Consider the following 18,507-nt stretch of genomic DNA (forward strand, 5'->3'; position numbering starts at 1 on the left):
TTCCAACTCATATTAAGTTAAAAATTATTTAAACTAATAAAGAGATTGGAAATACCAATCTCTTTATTATTACTATTCAGCATCTTCTGGTAGCTGACCAGCTTCATAGATATCCGCAACATCATCGTTAGCAGTCAACTCGTCAATAAGATGGTTATATTGCTTAACCTTATCTTCTGGAACTGCAGTCCGGTTTTGTGGAATCATGGTTACTTCAGCAGTATCCAGTTCGTAACCCTTTTCTTGTAAAGCATCACGAACACTAGTCATATTACTTGGATCAGTGAAGATTTGGAACTTTTCGTCGCTTGCCTTCATGTCATCTGCACCTGCATCAAGTGCATCTATTAACATATCATCTTCACTCTTATCAAGGCCATCACGAAGGACTTCAATTAATCCTTTCCGGTCAAACATGTATGAAACTGAACCGCTAGCACCAAGCGAACCTCCCGCATGGGTAAATGCTGAACGTACCGCAGCAGCAGTCCGGTTCTTGTTATCAGTCAAAGCAGATACCATTACAGCAACACCACCTGGGGCGTAACCTTCATAGGTAACTTCTTCAAACTTTGCGCCACCGATACCAGAAGCCTTAGCAATTGCCCGATCAATGTTCTTCTTTGGCATGTTAGCGGCGTGTGCCTTATCAATTACCAAACGTAATTGAGCATTGTTCGCTGGATCAGGGTCACCTGCTTTAGCTGCTTGGTATAAGTCACGTGAAATCTTTTGGAAAATCTTACCACGCTTAGCATCTTGGGCGTTTTTCCGTCCCTGAATGTTATGCCATTTTGAATGTCCTGACATTACTGACTCCTCTTTTCTTAATTAATGTGATAAACAGGTAGATTTTAGCAGATCTCCTTCTGAAATTCAAGGTCACCGTCTTTTTAAGACTCCCCTAACTATTCGCCAACCAAATAAAACAATCGTGAATATTAGGAGGATTAACCAAGAACTGATTGCTTGGGAATGGAAATCCGTCCCTAACTGAGCTGTAAAGGAGCTAAAATCCGGATAGTTACTTCCAATCTGATTGACAATTTCTCCCAGACCAAGGATTAAAACATAAGTAATTAGTGAACTCCACAAGCCAACCCACGAAAATGATCGAATAAAGTACTTCCTTAAAACTGCAACTAGGATCATTAATCCTAAACCAATTGCGGAGATTAAGGCAATTACATGATCAACCGTTTTGGCAATTGAGATCATACTAGTAAATTGCTTAACCTGTGAAGTATTTAACTGACTATTAATCGCACTTGCAACTTCACCGCTAACACCAGAAGTCATTGAATTAGTAACCCCAGCAGATATTCCATACCTTGCAGCCATTTGTGAAGCTGAATTATCAACATTATTTATTACCGGTTGCAAGTTAAGTTTAATTTTTTTCCCAGAATAAACCTGATCAACAGCTTGAGTAACCAGTTTATTCGCCTCTTTATCAGATAAAGCTGTAGTTGATATTCCATACTGCGATAGGTTACTATTAACAGTTTCCATTAACGTTGACGATAAGTTCGAGCGAGAAATTTCGTGGTTAATGAATCGTGCATTCAGGAATGTTTGGTTTAAAATTAACGCGATCATTAATAAAACAACTAAAATTGTTCCCCAAACAATCACTAGCGGATGACGATGTGGCTGTTCCAAACCATTGTTTAGCGTTTTTGGTTGCTGTTTACGACGAATTGCACTTCGCGTTTCCACGATCTTATTAACCCCGTCGTGTGGATTGTCGTTCAATAATTCCGTGATCAAGAATTACATCGTCAGTGTCGCTAACCTCGCCATCCATCATCTTCGTTAAGAGTCGCATTGAAATTGCACCAATGTCGTAAAGGGGTTGTGTGATTGAGGTTAAGGTTGGCCGAGTAATCTTGGCATATGTTGTATCGTTCGAAGTAACAATTTCAAAGTCATCGGGAACATTAACACCATTATCAGTCAAGCCATTTAGGAGTCCAGCAGCTAGATCGTCATCACTAACGTAAGCAGCCTTAATCCCCTGTTCCATTAAGTGATCAGCTTGTTGATAGGCGCGATTATAATCACCATTTGTCTCGATCACGTATTTAGACTCAAATGGAATTCCATGTTCTGCCAATGCCTCTTTATATCCAGCTAACCGGTACTTAGAGTTAATTGAATAGTCAAGAGAACTAACAACAAAAGCAACTCGATCATCATTATGATCTAACAAGTAATTTGTTGCCTCCTTAGCAGCACTCTGATAGTCAATCCGAACTGTTGCAAGCTTATCATCGTTAACAATAGAGCCAGCAACAACTACCGGAGTATTGGAAGCTGCAAATTCTTGCTGTAACTCAGCTGACATATCATGACCCATAAAGATAATCCCATCAACTTGTTTTGCAAGTAAACCACGAGCAACCTTTAAAATCTTATCATCATTAAAGTCTGAATTAGTCAAGATAATATTGTACTTGTACATGGTTGCAATATCATCAATTCCTAAGGCAAGTTCGGCAAAGTATGGGTTAGTAACACTAGGAATGATTACCCCAACCGTTGTTGTCTTCTTTGAAGCTAAACCACGAGCAACCGCATTAGGCCGATAGTTTAACTTTTTAATAACATCAAGAACCTTTTGACGAGTTTCAGGTTTAACATTTGGGTTCCCATTTACTACCCGTGAAACGGTAGCCATTGAGACTCGTGCTTCTCGCGCTACAGTATAAATAGTAACTGCTTGTTTCTCCATATTGATAGCCCTTTCTTTACTGTTTTTATTTGTTTTCATAACCACATTAATATAGCAGATCAATATTCTTTTGGCAAACGTTATCATAAAAAAATTTAACTTTCAATTAGTTAATGATGCGGGATTATCAGATCTAAAAAGGCCAATAACACCACTTTTTGATATTATCAGTCTTAATCGCTTTTATTGTTGATTGATTCTTCGTTAAATTAAAAGTCACTGACTAGTCCTTATCAGTTTTACTTTCTTCAGCTGAATCACTCTTAGAATCTTGATTATCCGGTTTAGCTGATGCATTAGTTTGGTTTGTGGCATCAATGATGATATCAGGATCGCTGTTTTTAGCAAGTTGCTGCCGAATTTCTGCCGTTTCCTTATCGAAGTCATCATTAGTAAAGTGATCAACTACGTGATTTGCCTTACTTTTAACCTTATCTGCTGTCTTACTAAAACGACTACCTAAGTCATCTAACTTTTCACTTGCATCATGTTCGGCTAGCTTTTCATCAATAATGTCAAGAGCATTTAATGCATAGTCAGTGGAAGCATCAGCAACTTCATTTACATATGAATTAACATTTTTCTTAATATTATTTTTTTGCTTATCAGATAGACACTTCCATACAACATAAGTAGCGGCACCACCAAGGATGGTTCCTAACAATAAATTCTTACTCATTATTCATCCATCTCCTTTGCCTTTTTTGTTTGTCGGTGCTGACGTATTTTTCGCCATGCGCTCATGACAACAGCTTGTGTTGCCAATTTGGTAAATCCAGAAAATTTACTTTGGCGTTCTTCATGACGTTCAACAAAGTTATTAACCGCTTCGTTGACATTCGAAACACTCTGACCAACATCAGCAACTGCTTTAACTGCCGGATCAAGCTCAACAGATTTCTTATTCAAATCTTCCAACAAACTATTAGTATTTCCCAGCAGCTTTTCGGTTTCTTTGCTTAAAGTATCAACATCATCTGATAAGACTTTAACTGATTCATTAGTCTCCTTAAGAACCTTACTTACTCGACTAAGTGAAATACAAGCAAAAACAACCAAAATAACGAATGCAATTGCTGCAATAAGACCAGCTAATTCACCAATTGTCATTATTTATCCCCTTCCTATCAAGAAATCTCGATAATTCTACCCACATTAGTAGAATAGCATACCTAACTCCCATTCGACAATTGATCCAATGGCTTGTACAATAAAATAAGTATTTTTAAGGAGGAAAATAATGAATTCGGTGCTTAACAAGCAAGTCCAACAGGTTACTAAAGTTTTTACTGACTTATCATGGCATGAAATTTCACAACATTTTTTTAGTCGATTACTCTTAATCGTAGTTACTCTTTTACTCTTCTGCGTCCTTCTCTGGTTAGGACGGTTAATTATCGATCACTTATTCGTTGAATCAAACCACGTTAAATTTCTCCAATCAAGTAACCGGGTTGCTACTATCCATGCCCTTACCTTAAACATCTATCGCTATACGTGTTATTTTTTTCTACTCTACGCCATTCTATCAGAAATTGGTGTTCCAGTCGGGACATTAATTGCTGGAGCTGGGATCTTTAGTATTGCTTTAGGACTAGGTGCCCAAGGTTTTGTCAGTGATATGGTTACTGGCTTTTTCATCCTTTTAGAACAGCAGCTAGACGTCGGTGATGTTGTAAAGGTTGATTCAATCAAGGGAACAGTCACCGCACTTGGGCTCAGGACAACCCAAATTACAAGTAGTGATGGAACACTTAACTACATTCCCAATCGGAATATTACAACTGTGCAAAATTTTTCACGGAATAACATGGTCGCTAACGTTGATATTCGTATCTCTGCCAAGGCACCATTAGAAAAAATCGCTGAAATTATTAGTGCAGAAAATAAAAAGTTGGTGGCCACCATCCCTGAGCTCCGTTCTACACCAGTAATTGTTGGCCCCGTTAATGTCGGTGGTCAACTAGTCTTTCGTGTTACAATTACCACGCAAAATGGCGTTCAGGATAAAATTGCTAGCCGCTTCCTTTCAGACTACTTAAAGGCATTACGAAAAGATAAAATTCCGCTAGGCTGGGATAATGAGTCTAGTCCAAGTCAAAATAGTTAAAAAATTAAGTAACAGTAACGATGCAATACAAAACAAGCTTCAAAGGTCCAGATTTACCAACCTTTTGAAGCTTGTTTTCTCTTTTCATCCCGAATATTACTATTTTTTCGGTATAACTTTATAGTCTTTCCCGAATTCATGCAAAGTATAACTAACTGCTTTTAGTAATTCTCGCCGTGTCACAATCCCACAAAACTGGTCCTGACGATCGACAACCGCCAAGAATGACTGATCAATCATTAAACGAAGATTCTCTTCGACATCAAACGGATCCTGAATTATAGGCGTATTGGTTTGCATCACATCGGCAACCGTTAGTTCATTCAACTTATTAACGTTAATTTGCTCCGTTTCCAACAGCCGATCAGTAATCATTGCTAAAGAAAGCTGCCCACGATAATGATTTTCATTATCAACAACGATAATTTTAGCATACCGATCTTTCGTCAATACTAAGAATGCATGATCAAGGCTGTTATTAACATTCACCGTTGCTACTAAACTAGCAGGAATCATAAATTTTTCGCGGCGCTGAAGTAGTAATTTCTGGAGATGTTCTTCAATCATTAATTAGTCCACCCTTCATTTTTAATTAATTTTAAGAGCGATTAAATTCAAAATGTAGTTCAGAAATTGGCGAACAATTCCGGTTATAGTAATCAACAATAAATTGCTTCTTTGTAATCTCTACAAGTGCAAATGTTCCCCCCAATTCGTGAGTATTCACCACGGGGAAGACTAATGCTCCCAGGATTGATAAAAAGGATCCCTGCATCCATTGAGACTGCTAATTGGTGAGTATGACCATAACAAACTACTTGCGCACCAAGTGATTGGGCTTTAAGCATTAATGGTGTTAATGAATAATTAACCTGATCATGATCACCATGAACAACTAGGAATTTAGTGTCTTTAACCGTCAAAGTTAGCTGCGGAGGGTAATTTAAGCCCCAATCATTATTTCCCTTAACCGCCTGAAAATGAGTCATCTCGACAGAATCATTTGGTAATTCTGAATCACCACAATGGATCAAAACATCGACCTGCGTAGCGAACTCATCCTGAATCTCCTTCAAGATTTTTTGGTCGCCATGATTATCGCTAACAATTAATGCCTTCATTATTTATTCCACCATTCTGCAAAATGTTGAAGAAATTCTTCTAGTGCTTGTCCACGATGACTAATTGAATTTTTTTGTTCAGCAGTTAATTCTGCCATCGAGCAGTCAAATTTTTCGACATAGAATAATGGATCATACCCAAAGCCATTTTTGCCACGAGGACTTGTTAATATTCGCCCATCAACTCGACCATTAGCAACTAACTTGGCACCATCTGGTTTTAAAGCAACAATCGTAGTATGGAAGTGAGCTGTCCGCTTCATAGTAGGTACTCCTGATAATTCACAAAGCAACTTTTTATTATTTGCTTGATCATCATGATCGCCAGCATAACGTGCTGAATGAACTCCTGGAGCACCATTCAGCGCATCAACCACTAATCCGGAATCATCTGCCATTACAGGAACGTTCAACTTTGCCATTACGGTTTGTGCCTTAATTGTGGCATTTTCTAAAAAGGTTGCCCCATTCTCATTGATCTTAATCGGTACCGAAAAATCAGCCAGTGTCTTCACATCAATATTATAGGGAGCAAACATTTCACGATATTCACGTGCTTTCCCTTGGTTTTTAGTTGCGATTACTAGAGAATCCATTAATTTTCTCCTTCTAAATCCAAATTATTACAACTATCATAATGACCATGTAACCACTTATCTGCACCAGCAATTAAATCATTGCGGTCACCAGTAGAATAGAGCTGATAACTAGCGGGATGCTGTGCTAATAGGTGTTCAGTGGTCAATAATTTTTTGACTTGGTTAACCGTTTCTAGTGCTGGATCGATTAACTTTACTTTGTTCCCCATCTTTTGCCTAATCTCATTGGCAAGAAACGGGAAATGAGTACACCCTAAGATTAATGCATCCACTGGTTCCTGATCAAAGGATGCTAATTGTTGATCTACTATTTGCTGTGCTTCTCTGGTTCCAGTCTTACCATGCTCAACAATCGCTACTAACGGTTGGGTTGCCTTACTAATCACTTTAACTTGAGAATCAAGCTTTTGTAATTCACGCACATAGGCACCATCCTTAGTAGTCGACTCAGTTGCGATAACGCCAATTCGTCTTGAATTACTTTCAATTGCAGCGGTTGCCCCAGGGTTAATTACACCAATAACTGGAATTGGCAGTTCCTTTTGGACGGTTGATAAAGCAGCTGCCGTAGCGGTATTACAGGCAATTACCATTAATTTTACCGGCTGTGCTGCTAAAAAGCGGCCAATTTTTAAAACTAGTTGGCGGACAAGTTCTTGTGATTTAGTACCGTAAGGGAAATGCCCCTCATCTCCAACAAAAATAACAGATTCATTGGGAAGTTCTCGTTGGATGACCCGGACAACGGAAAGCCCCCCTAAGCCTGAATCCATTACCCCGATTGGTCGATTATCCATTTTATGCACCTCATTCTTTAGAAATCCTTGAAACTATATTATTTAATTTTCTCAAATCTTTTGCAAGTTTTCGAGTAAAATCACCGTCTTTTCCTTAATTATTCAGTATAATAGTATTGATTCTTCAAAAGGAGTATTAATCAATGAGCCAAAAGTTATATGATTCACTGCTAAATAGTCACAGGGGACTAATGAACGGAAGTCTTCGCGATGTTATTCTCCCCGCAATTCTTGGTAAAGAAACCGATGAAATGCTTTACTGGATTGGAAAAGATGTCGCCAGACAATTTCCCGTTGGCTCGCTTGAGGATCTGCAACTAATCACCAGACAATTGGGATTCGGTGAACTATCACTGCAAAAGAAAACCACTACTAGTCAACAATGGAAACTAAGCGGTCCCATTGTTCAAGAACGGATCAAGCAAAATGGCGAACAAACATCCTTTGGTCTTGAAATTGGATTCATCGCCCAAGAAATTGAGTTTCAACTAATGACCGTTGCTGAAGCTGAACTTAGTGAGCGAAAAAAGGACTGTATCTTCATCGAGGTTAAAAATGATCCGCAAAATAAAGCTGATAGTGAACGAACGGAGTTAATAACGTTCCTTGATCTTCACAACCGTCGATCCGCAAATGACAAGAAGCAGGATAATTAAGAGCTAACAAAAAACCGGCTGAGAAAAAGCAAAATGTTTTTCTCAGCCGGTTTTCGTTAGCTATGTCCCCTGATTTACTAAGCCTCACCATAAAAGTTCGAATAGCCCAGTTTAGATCGTAACCAGCGACTTCTTTAATCAATGCTTAGCTTAAGCATTCTCATATTGTTCAAGCAATTGCTTCAATTGTTCCTTTGAGTGATAACCCACTACTTTATCCACTACCTTACCATCCTTCTTAATCAGTAAGGTTGGGATACTCATGATTTGAAACTCTTGAGGTACCTGACGGTTTTGGTCAACATCCATCTTTGTAAAGTGAACATTTGGCATTTCTTCTGATAAGTTTTCAATTACTGGTGACTGCATCCGACAAGGGCCACACCAAGTTACCCAAAAATCAGTTAAACTTACACCAGTAGAAGTATCTTGTTCAAAGGTTTGATCCGTTGTTACTTTAACAGTCATATTAAATTCCTCCTCGATTGATTTACCCATAGTATATCAAAGTCTGCCAATCTTGTCAGATAATATGCTTACTTTTTAGAAGTATTTATAAATTAACGATTGTTGCTCCATCACCGCCGTTATTTGGTGCTGCATAATCAAACGATTTTACTCGCGGATTAGACCGAAGATATTCCTGGGTTCCCTTTCGTAAAGCACCAGTTCCCTTACCGTGAATGATTGTTACACTCGAAAGGTTATTCAGTAATGCGTGATCGATAAAGGCGGATAATTCGCTCATTGCCTGCTCATAACGATAACCGCGAAGATCTAACCGCGCACTAGTTTGTCGAGTTTGGGTTGTTCTAACTCCAGAACTGACCTTTTCCTTTGCACGTTCTTCTTTTCGTAACTGCTTATGACTGATTTTTTCAAGATCATTCTCATCAATTTCCATCCGGAGAATTCCAATTTGAACTTCCCACTTATGCTTACCACGTTTCGACAGTAATTCTCCCTGTTGACCATAGGATTTAACAAGAACCGCATCCCCAACGTGAAGGTCGTGCTTCTCTTTTGCCCTGCGTAAAACTGTATTCCTCTTCAAACGCGGATCTTCACGGTGGAGGGCATTCAACGCTCCTTGTGCATCAATTAATTCATTTTCCTTAACGTTTCCGCCTTGACTAATTTCTAACTGACGCAGGTGATGAATAATCCGGTCAGCCTTCTTCTTAGCCATTGACACTTCATGGTTAGCTTCATTCCGTGCTTTCGCCAATAGCGAATCTCGTTGTTCATTAAACCGATCTAACTTATTTGTTAAATCAGCTTGCTTTTCGCGGTTAGCAACTAATAATTTCTCTAACCGTTCCTTTTCTTCACGAGCAGCTTTCCGTTGTTCAACTAACTCCCCAATCATTTGGTTAAGATCCTGACTGTCCTCACTCACTAGGGACTTAGATTCCTCAATAACGATCTGATTAATTCCTAGCCGCTGAGCAATTTCAATTCCGTTTGAACGCCCAGGAATTCCTAAAAGAAGGTGATAGGTTGGCTTAAGAGTTTCCTGATCAAATTCCATACTAGCATTAACCGTTCCTGGACGATCATAGCCATAAACCTTTAACCCTGGATAATGAGTAGTGATCACCACGGTACTGCCCTTACTTGCAATGTAGTCAAGAATTGACATTGCGAGAGCGGCACCTTCTTTAGGATCAGTTCCGGCACCTAATTCATCAAGAAGAACTAAGCTTCGACTAGTAATTCGTTCAAGAATTGATTTCACATTCTCCATATGACCGGAAAAAGTACTCAGATTTTGTTCAAGCGATTGCTCATCACCGATATCTGCATAAATATTATCAAAGACCGCAATCGTACTTCCTTCCTGAGCTGGAATAAATAACCCCGCCTGACCCATCATTTGAATTAAGCCAAAAGTTTTAAGGGTAATCGTCTTCCCACCAGTGTTCGGTCCGGTAATCACAATTGACTGGTATTCGTCCCCAATCTTAATATCATTAGCAACAACCTTTTGTGGATCAATTAAAGGATGCCGAGCCTGACGAATAATCACCTTATTATCAGTACTGAGTAATGGCAAACTATCCTTATGATCGCGGGCAAAACGAGCTTTAGCATTGATAAAGTCGAGGTGTCCCAAAATCTTTGCATTCGCAGCAATTTCGCTTCGGTATGGGGAAATAAGAGCTGATAATTCTGCTAATACTTCTAAAATAGCCTGTTTTTCTTCTATTTGAGCCTGACGCAGACGGTTATTGTACTCAACAACTGCAGCCGGTTCAATATACAATGTTTGTCCACTGGCACTCTGGTCATGAACAACACCGCCGAACTTGTTCCTGTAACGTGCTAATACCGGGACAACATATCGATCATTACGGACAGTTACAATCGCATCACTCAAGTACTTGGCATTTTTTCCCTGAGTAAACCGCTCCATCCGCTGATGAATCTCTGCTTCAGTCTTGCTAATTAATTGCCGAATTCCATGAAGTTTGGTTGAGGCTTCGTCTGTAACCCGACCATCAGGATCGATTGATTGAATTAATCGTTTAGTAATTGTTGGAATTGTTATTAGTTGTTGAACAGATTCATTAATTACTCGTAATTCAATTTTTTGCTGTTCCTTAAATTCAGTAAAAAAGTTTTTGACACTCATACTAGTCTGAAGAACCTTAGTAATTTGCGCAAGCTCGGTTCCGTTTAAATTAGCATTGATTCGTAATCGTTTTAACTGAGGCTGAATATTCTTTAATTTTGGAATAGGAATGCCCCCTGTTAACCGTAAAATATCAGCGCCATCGGTTGTTTCATCTAACCAATATTGAATTTGATCATGATCAGCTGATGGTGTTAATGTTGATAACTCGCGTTTACCAGCAGCTGAGACCAGATAACGTCCTAGTTCATGCTTAACCTGATCAAATTCCATTGTTGAAATTGTTTTTTGATCCACTTTTCTTTCCTTTCTAACCTAAAAAATTAATAAGCGTCTGCGTCAAAAATGGTGTCTCCCTAATTATTAGTTGAGCAATTTCCGAATTAGCTAACTGAACTTGCCACCAACCAACAGGACACAATTGGAAGACCATTAGTAAGACAAAGATAATTACATAACAAATAATAAAATCTAATATTGCACCAATCCAGCGATCAATGGTTCCTAAAATCGGTAATTTTGCGAACCATTTTAGCCGTCGTAACAAGAGACGAATAACTATCATCAAAATAACAAAGCAGCTAGTAAAAGCGATTCCCCGATAAAAGAATTGGCTCAGGTTTAAACTCGCAAGGGCTTCTCCCGAAATTGTCGTTCCATGATTAATTTCAGGAAAAAAGTTCGTCAACCAGTCCCCAATTACTGGTGCTAAAAATTTAGCACCAAAGTAACTAATAACGAATGTTAGTCCCGTAATAATCATTGATAATAAGCCATTCCGATAGCCACGAATAACGCTGACTATTAGTAGTAATAAAATAATTGTTGAAAGAACCAATCGTCAATCCCCCATCAAAAGCAAAAAGAGCCCAAGCACTATATGATACCTCTTCTATTCCAGAGATAAAAAACGAAGCCATGAACAGTGACTGTCACGCTTCTACTTCTTCCTCTCTTAGCAAGGTCAATGTTTAGTATATTTAAGATCGAAAAAAGACTAGGTTACTACCCAGCCTTTTATAGAATACAGTTAGCTTTAAGCCTTAAAGTTTCCATCATTATCCAAGAAAGTATTTAAAACTTCTTCAACCATATCCCATTCTTTATCATCTTCAATCGGTACCAAGTCTTCACCATCACCATCTTGGTTATCAGCAATAATATAGGCTTGAATATCTACTGAATCGTCATTTTCTTGTTCAGCTGGATAAATAAAAATATATGATTTTCCCCAATCATCTGAATCAAACGTAAATAACTCTTTAAAAAGCTGTTCATTACCGTTCTCATCAACTAGGGTGATCATTTGGTCATCTGTATTTTGTTGCTTACTCATTAATTTTTACCTCATTTCAATACTTGGACAAGTTTGCCGTGACGATCTAAGTAACTTTGCAAAATAAAGGTGGCAGCGACCTCATCAATTACCTTCTTCTGCTTAGCCCGTGAAATATCAGCCTCTTCAACCAACATCCGGTGAGCTTCTACAGTTGTTAACCGTTCATCCTGAAAATCAACCGGAATCGACGGGAAGCGCTTCTTAAGCAATTCGCCATAATGATGTGATGCCTCGACACGGGGGCCCTCCGTATTATTCATATTTTTCGGCAAGCCAACAACAAATCCTGCAATTTGCTTTTGCTTAACGATTTCAGCAACCCGATCAATTCCGAAGATTTCTTCATCCTCATTAATAGGGATAATTTCAACTGCCTGAGCGGTCCAGCCGAGAGGATCGCTAACCGCAATTCCAACAGTTTTTGAACCAACATCTAATCCTAATAACCTCATTTGGTTTCCCCATTGTTTTTAAGATATGACCGCACTAACTCCTCAATAATTTCATCACGTTCATGCTGACGAATAAGGTTCCGCGCATCATTTAACCGTGGAATATAAGCCGGATCACCTGAAAGAAGGTACCCAACAATTTGGTTAATAGGATTATACCCCTTTTCTTCTAGTGCTTCATAAACAGTTTTTAATGTTTGTTTGATATCTTCTTGACCATTTTGACCAAAATCAAAAAACATCGTCTTATCATTATTCCCTGACACACTTGTCACCTCCAGTGACTATTCATAGTTCAATTTTACTATAATCATTGGTAAATCACAATTCACTCGCTTGAAAAATAAAGGGAGCAACCACCCAAAGTCATAAATGACTTTTTAATGGTCGCTCTCTTCTAAAGTTAACCACCGTTCATTAACAAAGAATTAGTGAAGGCTTCAATTATTTATTTAATTATTCAAGTAATCAGTTGCTTGCTTAAGAGCATCTTGGATTCCTTCTGGCTTCTTCCCACCTGCTTGTGCAAGGTTTGGTCGTCCACCACCGCCCCCGTTAATGGCAGGAGCAATTGCCTTAATTAAATCACCGGCCTTTAAGCCATCCTTAACCTTGTCATCACTAACAGCAACTAATAAATTAGCTTTACCATCATTAGCGGTTCCCAAAACAAGAACGTCTGACAGGCTCTTTGCTCGCCAACTATCAGCTAACTGACGAAGTTGACCCATCCCTGCTACCTGAACTTCAGCAGCAATTAAACTACCATTAGCCGTCTTCTGAACATTTTCAAAGACATTGTTAGCTTGCTGGGCAGCAATTTTAGCTTGAAGTGCAGTGCTTTGCTTTTGTGCTTCCTTAAGGTCACTTTGTAAAGCTTCAACTTGGTGAGGAACTTCCTTAATTTGGGCAACCTTCAAATCAGTAGCCACTTTATTAAGAAGATCATCCCGATCTTGGAGGAAGTTAAAGGCATCACTTGAAGTTACCGCTTCAATTCGCCGTACTCCAGCACCAACTCCTCCTTCAGAAACGATCTTAAAAAGGCCAAGTTCATTTGTATTCTTAACGTGATCACCACCACAGAATTCAGTGTTGTAATCACCAATCTTAACAACCCGAACCTTATCACCATACTTATCAGAGAAAAGGGCGATCGCTCCCATTTCCTTAGCAGAATCAATATCGGTTTCAACAGTCTTAACCGGAATTTCCTTCCAAATTTGTTCATTAACCATTTGTTCAACTGCCTTTAAATCCTTAGCAGTAACTTGGCCAAAGTGGTTAAAGTCAAAACGAAGGTAATGCTCTTCAACTAGTGAACCGGCTTGTTGAGTATGACCACCAAGAACATTCCGCAATGCTTGATCAAGCAGGTGCGTAGCAGTATGGTTCTTTTCAATCTTTAAATGACGAATCCGGTCAACAACTAATTTGTAACGGGCACCCTTTTTCAATGGGGCATTTAATTCAACCCGGTGAAGATTTTGTTGGTTAGGAGCATGTTGAACATCAACAACCCGACCAACCTTCTTTCCGTAATTATCAATAATGTCACCAGTATCAGCAACTTGGCCACCCATCTCAGCATAGAACGGGGTTACATCAAAGATGACTTCAATATTCTCATCACCAGGTTGGGCATCATCAGCCTGTTCGCCATCATGAGCCAAACCAATTACCTTAGCATCGTCAACAGTTAAGTCAGTGTAACCAACATAACGACTAGCCTCTTTGAAGTCTGTCCAGAGATCCGTTTGAACACCCATTCCGTTATCCATATCACGAGCGTTCCGTGCCCGATTCTGCTGTTCAGTCATTGCAGCTTGGAATCCATCTTCATCAACCGTCAAGCCCTCATCACTGGCATATTCCTTAGTAAGTTCAATTGGGAAGCCGTAGGTATCATAAAGTTTGAAGGCGGTTCGTCCGTCAATTTCATTGCTGCCATCCTTCTTAGCATTTGCAATCACGTTGTTTAAAAGGTTTAGACCGCCATTTAACGTTGCACTGAAACGATCCTCTTCGGACTTGATTACTGATGCAATGTAGTCTGCATTTTCTAATACATCTGGATAGTAATCTTCCATGATCTTACCAACAGTTGGTACCATTTTAGCAAGGAATGGTTCGTCAATTCCCAGCTTCTTTCCGGCAACAACCGCTCGCCGAAGAAGCCGACGAATAACATAGCCTCGACCAACATTCGAAGGAAGTGCACCATCACCGATAGCAAAGGTAATGGTCCGAATATGATCAGCAATGATCTTGAATTGAATATCATCTTCCTTGCTTTCGCCATACTTTTTACTACCACTAAACTCTTCGGTTTGCTTGATCAATGGCATAAAGAGGTCGGTTTCAAAGTTAGTTGGCGCATTTTCAAAAATCGAAACAACCCGTTCAAGTCCCATCCCGGTATCGATGTTCTTGTGCGGAAGTGGTTCATAAGTATCTTCAGGAGTGTGGTTAAACTGACTGAACACGATGTTCCAAATTTCAAGGTATCGTTCATTTTCGCCACCTGGATAATTTTCCGGATCGTCGTCGGCCAAATTATTAAATTCTTGACCACGATCATAGAAAATTTCGGTATCTGGACCAGAAGGACCCTGACCAATATCCCAGAAGTTGTCCTCATCAGGAATAAGGTGATCCTTTGCAACACCAACTTCACGCCACTTATTATAAGCATCATGATCCTTTGGGTAGTATGTAATATAAAGCCGTTCTGGGTCAAAGCCAAACCAGTCATCACTTGTTAGTAATTCCCAGGCCCATGGAATAACTTCATTCTTGAAATAATCACCAACTGAAAAGTTACCAAGCATTTCAAACATCGTATGGTGCCGAGCAGTCTTCCCAACGTTTTCAATATCATTAGTCCGAATACTCTTTTGTGAACTAGTCATTCGTGGATTTTCAGGAACAACCTTACCATCAAAGTACTTCTTCATCGTTGCAACACCAGAGTTAATCCATAATAAAGTTGGATCATTAACTGGCACAAGGGAAGCACTTGGCATAATCTTATGACCATGTTCTTCAAAGAACTTCAAGTACATCCGTCGTACTTGGGCACTGTTCAGCTTTTTTAACTGCTTCATAATATCTCCCTTTCAAAAAACAAAATCCATCCCTGCTTTCAGAGACGCCGAACAGACGCGGTACCACTCTGATTGCAACGATGGATTTCGTTAACCTCTTATTTCTTACCTAAAAGTAAGTTTAATATTAAATTTTTTGAATGAGTAGCATTAACCAAAGCCGCATCAACTGTCGCACTACCCCAGCTGTCTCTGGAATGCAAGCTTTGGCTAATATGTCCCAGACGAGTCATATTATAACGAATAATAATCGCAAAATCAACGGCTATTTCGTTCACGACGGTGTTGACGTTGCCGTGCTCGTTTAGCTTTCCGAATTTTATGTCTTAATTCTTGTTTTTTCTTTTGCTGCTCATCCTCACGAATTGCCCGCTTAATTCGTTTTTTATAACCTGGCTTAACCTTCTTCTTGGTCTTCTTCACAAAGCCCTTCATTGAAGGATCAAGTTTTGCTTGGCGACGACTATAATTTTGACGACGATTACGATCATGAGTTGTAACAATTCGACCATGACGAATTTCTTTTGGTACAAACTTAATTCCACGTTCTTCCAGTTTAGCAATTAAACCATCTTCAGAAGGAGCATAAAGGGTAATTGCAGTTCCCGGCATCCCATTTCGACCAGTCCGACCAACACGGTGAATAAAGTATTCCAAATCGCTTGGAATATCATCGTTAATTACCAAAGAAACCCCATCAATATCAATTCCTCGTGCTGCTAAATCTGTCGCAACAACATATTGAAAGTCAAGATCACGAATCTGCCGCATCGTTCTCTTCCGCCGGCGAGCTTCTAGACCACCATGAATTAAGGCAACCTTTAATCCCTGCTCACCTAAATAAGCGGCCAGTTCAATCGCCCGCTCTTTAGTATTCGCAAAAACCAATGCTAAGTAAGGCTCCCCCATTGTCAGCAATTGGTATATTAGCTGGTTTTTATCCCGGCCCTTAGTCGACATTAACCAGTTTTTAACGTCAGGATTAATTACGGTCTCTGTTGGAATTTCCTCCATCACCGGATTTTCCATATATTTTTTCAAAAATGGTCGCAATTTTTGCGGGATCGTAGCAGAAAAGACCATCATTTGTAGGTTATCAGGAAAATGACTAGCAATTTGATCAACTTGATCCAGGAATCCCATATCAAGCGTCATGTCTGCTTCATCAACAACAAACTTAGTTGCGGTATGGATATCAAGTGCTTGACTCTTGATCAAGTCTAATACTCGTCCTGGGGTTCCAATTACTAATTGTGGTTGCTGACGCTTTAGTTGCTCGACTTGGTGTTGCTTATCGGTTCCACCAACATAGTTATGAATTGTTACTGGTGTAGGCAAGTGCTTATTTAATTGCTTTGCGGCTGCGTATATCTGGTAGGCAAGTTCACGACTTGGGGTAGTAATTACCGCCTGAACCTCTTGTTTAGCAGGATCTAATTGGGCAAAAATCGGCAATAAAAAGGCATGTGTTTTCCCACTACCAGTTGCTGACTGCCCAACAACACTTTTACCTTTTAGGATTAACGGGATCACCTTTCCCTGAACCGGAGTCGGCTGGTGAAAGTTAATCTCTTTAATCGCATCTAAAAGGTATGGTTGTAAATCAAAATCGGCAAATGTTTTTGTTTGACCCATTATTGGTCTCCCTTCGTTACTTTTGATATTCACTTACTAATGTATCTAATTCTTTTATCACTTGACTAATCTCGGCACGATCTGCCGCCTTAGCACCACTTGCTAGTGGATGTCCACCACCATCATGATTCTTAGCAAGCTCATTAATTACTGGTCCCTTTGAACGTAAACGGATCCGGAAATGGTCATCCTCTTGCTCTACGAATATTGCCCATGCTAAAACATTTTGAATTCGTCCAGGAAGTGAAACGACAGCTGAAGTCCCAGCTTCAGTAAGACCAAACTTAGTCAATGTATCATTATCTAAAACAATATAAGCCGCTCCGCTCTCATTAATCGTTAAGTTTTCATAAACATAGGCTGATAAGCGTGCCACTGGTTCTGAAATTTCGTTTTCTCGCTGACTAATTGCTGACGCATCAGCACCAGCAGCCATCAACGCGCCCGCTACCAACATTGTCCGTGGAGTTGTGGCGGGATATAGGAACCGTCCCGTATCCCCAATAATTCCCGCATAAAGTGCTGAAGCAGCCTTTTTAGGCATCTTTAATTCCTTTGCAAAGTGTTGGTAGAAAGAATAAATCATTTCCGAACAACTCGATGCTTCTGGTTCAACCCACATTAAGTCACCATATGGTTTGTCATTTGGATGGTGATCAATTTTAATTAACTCATCACCGTTATCAAAGCGGCGATCATCAATTCGGGGAGCATTCGCTGTATCAGTAACAATTACTAAGGCGCCATCAAAAGTTTGCCCATCAATTTCGTCCATTTGTCCAATCCAGTCTAAGCCGGGAATATCTTTCCCCACAACGTAAATTTGCTTATAGGGAAATGATGCTTTAAGGATCTCTGCCAAACCGATCTGCGACCCAATAGCATCCGGATCCGGCCGTTGATGACGATGAATAATAATCTTATTATACTTTTTAATTTGTTCAAGAATTGCTTCTAATTGATCAGCCATGTCGTATCTCCGTTTCTAAAATTAATACTCTTTAAAATTATAGCACTGCTAACCAGTTTGATTAAAACATTAATTTTACCGATAAATTAATTCAATGTCTAGGCCACCATTCCAAACCCGATAAAGCAAAATAAATGGGTCAAAACACTCACCGCGTGAATGCCTGACCCATTTATCGGGGTATACACTTTCTGGTATTGATAAAAAATCAATGCCAGTTTTTTTGTACACAAAAAGGACAACTGCTGTCCTCGTGTTGTACAATCAATTCACCACAAAAATCATGTAAAGAAGGTTATGCAGATGTCCCAAAATAATTCTATCCTAAATCTCCTTGGAATTGAAGATCAGA

19 protein-coding genes and 1 pseudogene are annotated in these 18,507 nt (G+C 39.4%); 2 read left to right on the plus strand and 18 right to left on the minus strand.

All coding sequences use genetic code 11. The features are described from left to right. Nucleotides 1-72: 72 nt before the first annotated feature. The 5 genes from HUK45_RS01865 to HUK45_RS01885 form a co-directional block, all read right to left on the minus strand. Entirely contained in the window at nt 73-810 is a 738-nt protein-coding gene (locus HUK45_RS01865) for a YebC/PmpR family DNA-binding transcriptional regulator (protein ID WP_191910830.1), read from the minus strand. Between the two features lie 72 nt (nt 811-882). Next, nucleotides 883-1,719, minus strand: a complete 837-nt coding sequence (locus HUK45_RS01870) for a hypothetical protein (protein WP_191910831.1) — start codon at nt 1,717-1,719, stop codon at nt 883-885. Nucleotides 1,720-1,726: 7 nt separating this feature from the next. Continuing rightward, nucleotides 1,727-2,734, minus strand: coding sequence for a catabolite control protein A (gene ccpA / locus HUK45_RS01875; RefSeq protein ID WP_191910832.1), 1,008 nt, complete (start codon nt 2,732-2,734; stop codon nt 1,727-1,729). 223 nt (nt 2,735-2,957) lie between these two features. Beyond that, nucleotides 2,958-3,413: a hypothetical protein gene (locus HUK45_RS01880; protein WP_191910833.1), complete on the minus strand. Its 456-nt coding sequence runs from the start codon at nt 3,411-3,413 to the stop codon at nt 2,958-2,960. Continuing rightward, nucleotides 3,413-3,844: a DUF948 domain-containing protein gene (locus tag HUK45_RS01885; RefSeq protein WP_191910834.1), complete on the minus strand. Its 432-nt coding sequence runs from the start codon at nt 3,842-3,844 to the stop codon at nt 3,413-3,415. Before HUK45_RS01885 ends, HUK45_RS01880 begins: the two co-directional genes overlap by 1 nt. Before the next feature lie 130 nt (nt 3,845-3,974). On the opposite strand from HUK45_RS01885, the gene HUK45_RS01890 reads away from it, so the two are divergent. Beyond that, nucleotides 3,975-4,844 carry a mechanosensitive ion channel family protein gene (locus HUK45_RS01890; protein WP_191910835.1) on the plus strand — a complete coding sequence of 290 codons (870 nt, stop codon included), beginning with the start codon at nt 3,975-3,977 and terminating at the stop codon, nt 4,842-4,844. 99 nt (nt 4,845-4,943) lie between these two features. On the opposite strand, the gene cbpB is transcribed toward HUK45_RS01890, so the two are convergent. The 4 genes and pseudogenes from cbpB to murI form a co-directional block, all read right to left on the minus strand. Next, on the minus strand, nt 4,944-5,411 hold the full coding sequence (gene cbpB / locus HUK45_RS01895) for a cyclic-di-AMP-binding protein CbpB (protein ID WP_191910836.1): 468 nt from the start codon (nt 5,409-5,411) through the stop codon (nt 4,944-4,946). Between the two features lie 31 nt (nt 5,412-5,442). Further along, a pseudogene (locus tag HUK45_RS01900) lies at nt 5,443-5,965 on the minus strand (metallophosphoesterase). Beyond that, nucleotides 5,965-6,561: an XTP/dITP diphosphatase gene (locus HUK45_RS01905; protein ID WP_191910837.1), complete on the minus strand. Its 597-nt coding sequence runs from the start codon at nt 6,559-6,561 to the stop codon at nt 5,965-5,967. Before HUK45_RS01905 ends, HUK45_RS01900 begins: the two are co-directional and overlap by 1 nt. Continuing rightward, entirely contained in the window at nt 6,561-7,361 is an 801-nt protein-coding gene (murI, locus tag HUK45_RS01910; protein WP_191910838.1) for a glutamate racemase, read from the minus strand. Before murI ends, HUK45_RS01905 begins: the two co-directional genes overlap by 1 nt. 143 nt (nt 7,362-7,504) lie before the next feature. Here murI and HUK45_RS01915 point away from each other — a divergent pair, with 143 nt between their 5' ends. After that, nucleotides 7,505-8,017: a DUF2507 domain-containing protein gene (locus HUK45_RS01915; protein ID WP_191910839.1), complete on the plus strand. Its 513-nt coding sequence runs from the start codon at nt 7,505-7,507 to the stop codon at nt 8,015-8,017. A 150-nt stretch (nt 8,018-8,167) separates the two neighbouring features. Here HUK45_RS01915 and trxA read toward each other — a convergent pair whose 3' ends face one another. The 9 genes from trxA to HUK45_RS01960 all read right to left on the minus strand — a co-directional run bounded on the left by trxA (nt 8,168) and on the right by HUK45_RS01960 (nt 18,155). Continuing rightward, complete coding sequence (trxA, locus tag HUK45_RS01920) at nt 8,168-8,485, minus strand: thioredoxin (RefSeq protein WP_191910840.1); 318 nt, start codon at nt 8,483-8,485, stop codon at nt 8,168-8,170. An 85-nt stretch (nt 8,486-8,570) separates the two neighbouring features. Further along, a complete protein-coding gene (locus HUK45_RS01925) occupies nt 8,571-10,949 on the minus strand; it encodes an endonuclease MutS2 (protein WP_191910841.1) in 2,379 nt (792 codons plus the stop codon). A 13-nt stretch (nt 10,950-10,962) separates the two neighbouring features. Beyond that, nucleotides 10,963-11,490 (minus strand): CvpA family protein, encoded by a 528-nt coding sequence (locus HUK45_RS01930; RefSeq protein ID WP_191910842.1) that lies wholly within the window; start codon nt 11,488-11,490, stop codon nt 10,963-10,965. A 198-nt stretch (nt 11,491-11,688) separates the two neighbouring features. Further along, complete coding sequence (locus HUK45_RS01935) at nt 11,689-11,988, minus strand: DUF1292 domain-containing protein (RefSeq protein WP_003717735.1); 300 nt, start codon at nt 11,986-11,988, stop codon at nt 11,689-11,691. 11 nt (nt 11,989-11,999) lie between these two features. Next, on the minus strand, nt 12,000-12,443 hold the full coding sequence (gene ruvX, locus HUK45_RS01940) for a Holliday junction resolvase RuvX (RefSeq protein WP_191910843.1): 444 nt from the start codon (nt 12,441-12,443) through the stop codon (nt 12,000-12,002). Continuing rightward, nucleotides 12,440-12,685 carry an IreB family regulatory phosphoprotein gene (locus HUK45_RS01945; protein ID WP_102169422.1) on the minus strand — a complete coding sequence of 82 codons (246 nt, stop codon included), beginning with the start codon at nt 12,683-12,685 and terminating at the stop codon, nt 12,440-12,442. Before HUK45_RS01945 ends, ruvX begins: the two co-directional genes overlap by 4 nt. A 210-nt stretch (nt 12,686-12,895) precedes the next feature. Beyond that, complete coding sequence (alaS, locus tag HUK45_RS01950; protein WP_191910844.1) at nt 12,896-15,550, minus strand: alanine--tRNA ligase; 2,655 nt, start codon at nt 15,548-15,550, stop codon at nt 12,896-12,898. A 258-nt stretch (nt 15,551-15,808) separates the two neighbouring features. Further along, nucleotides 15,809-17,185, minus strand: a complete 1,377-nt coding sequence (locus tag HUK45_RS01955; RefSeq protein ID WP_191910845.1) for a DEAD/DEAH box helicase — start codon at nt 17,183-17,185, stop codon at nt 15,809-15,811. Between the two features lie 16 nt (nt 17,186-17,201). Next, nucleotides 17,202-18,155, minus strand: coding sequence for a DHH family phosphoesterase (locus HUK45_RS01960; protein WP_191910846.1), 954 nt, complete (start codon nt 18,153-18,155; stop codon nt 17,202-17,204). Nucleotides 18,156-18,507: the final 352 nt, after the last annotated feature.

It is taken from the genome of Limosilactobacillus urinaemulieris, assembly GCF_014838745.1.
GTDB lineage: Bacteria > Bacillota > Bacilli > Lactobacillales > Lactobacillaceae > Limosilactobacillus > Limosilactobacillus urinaemulieris.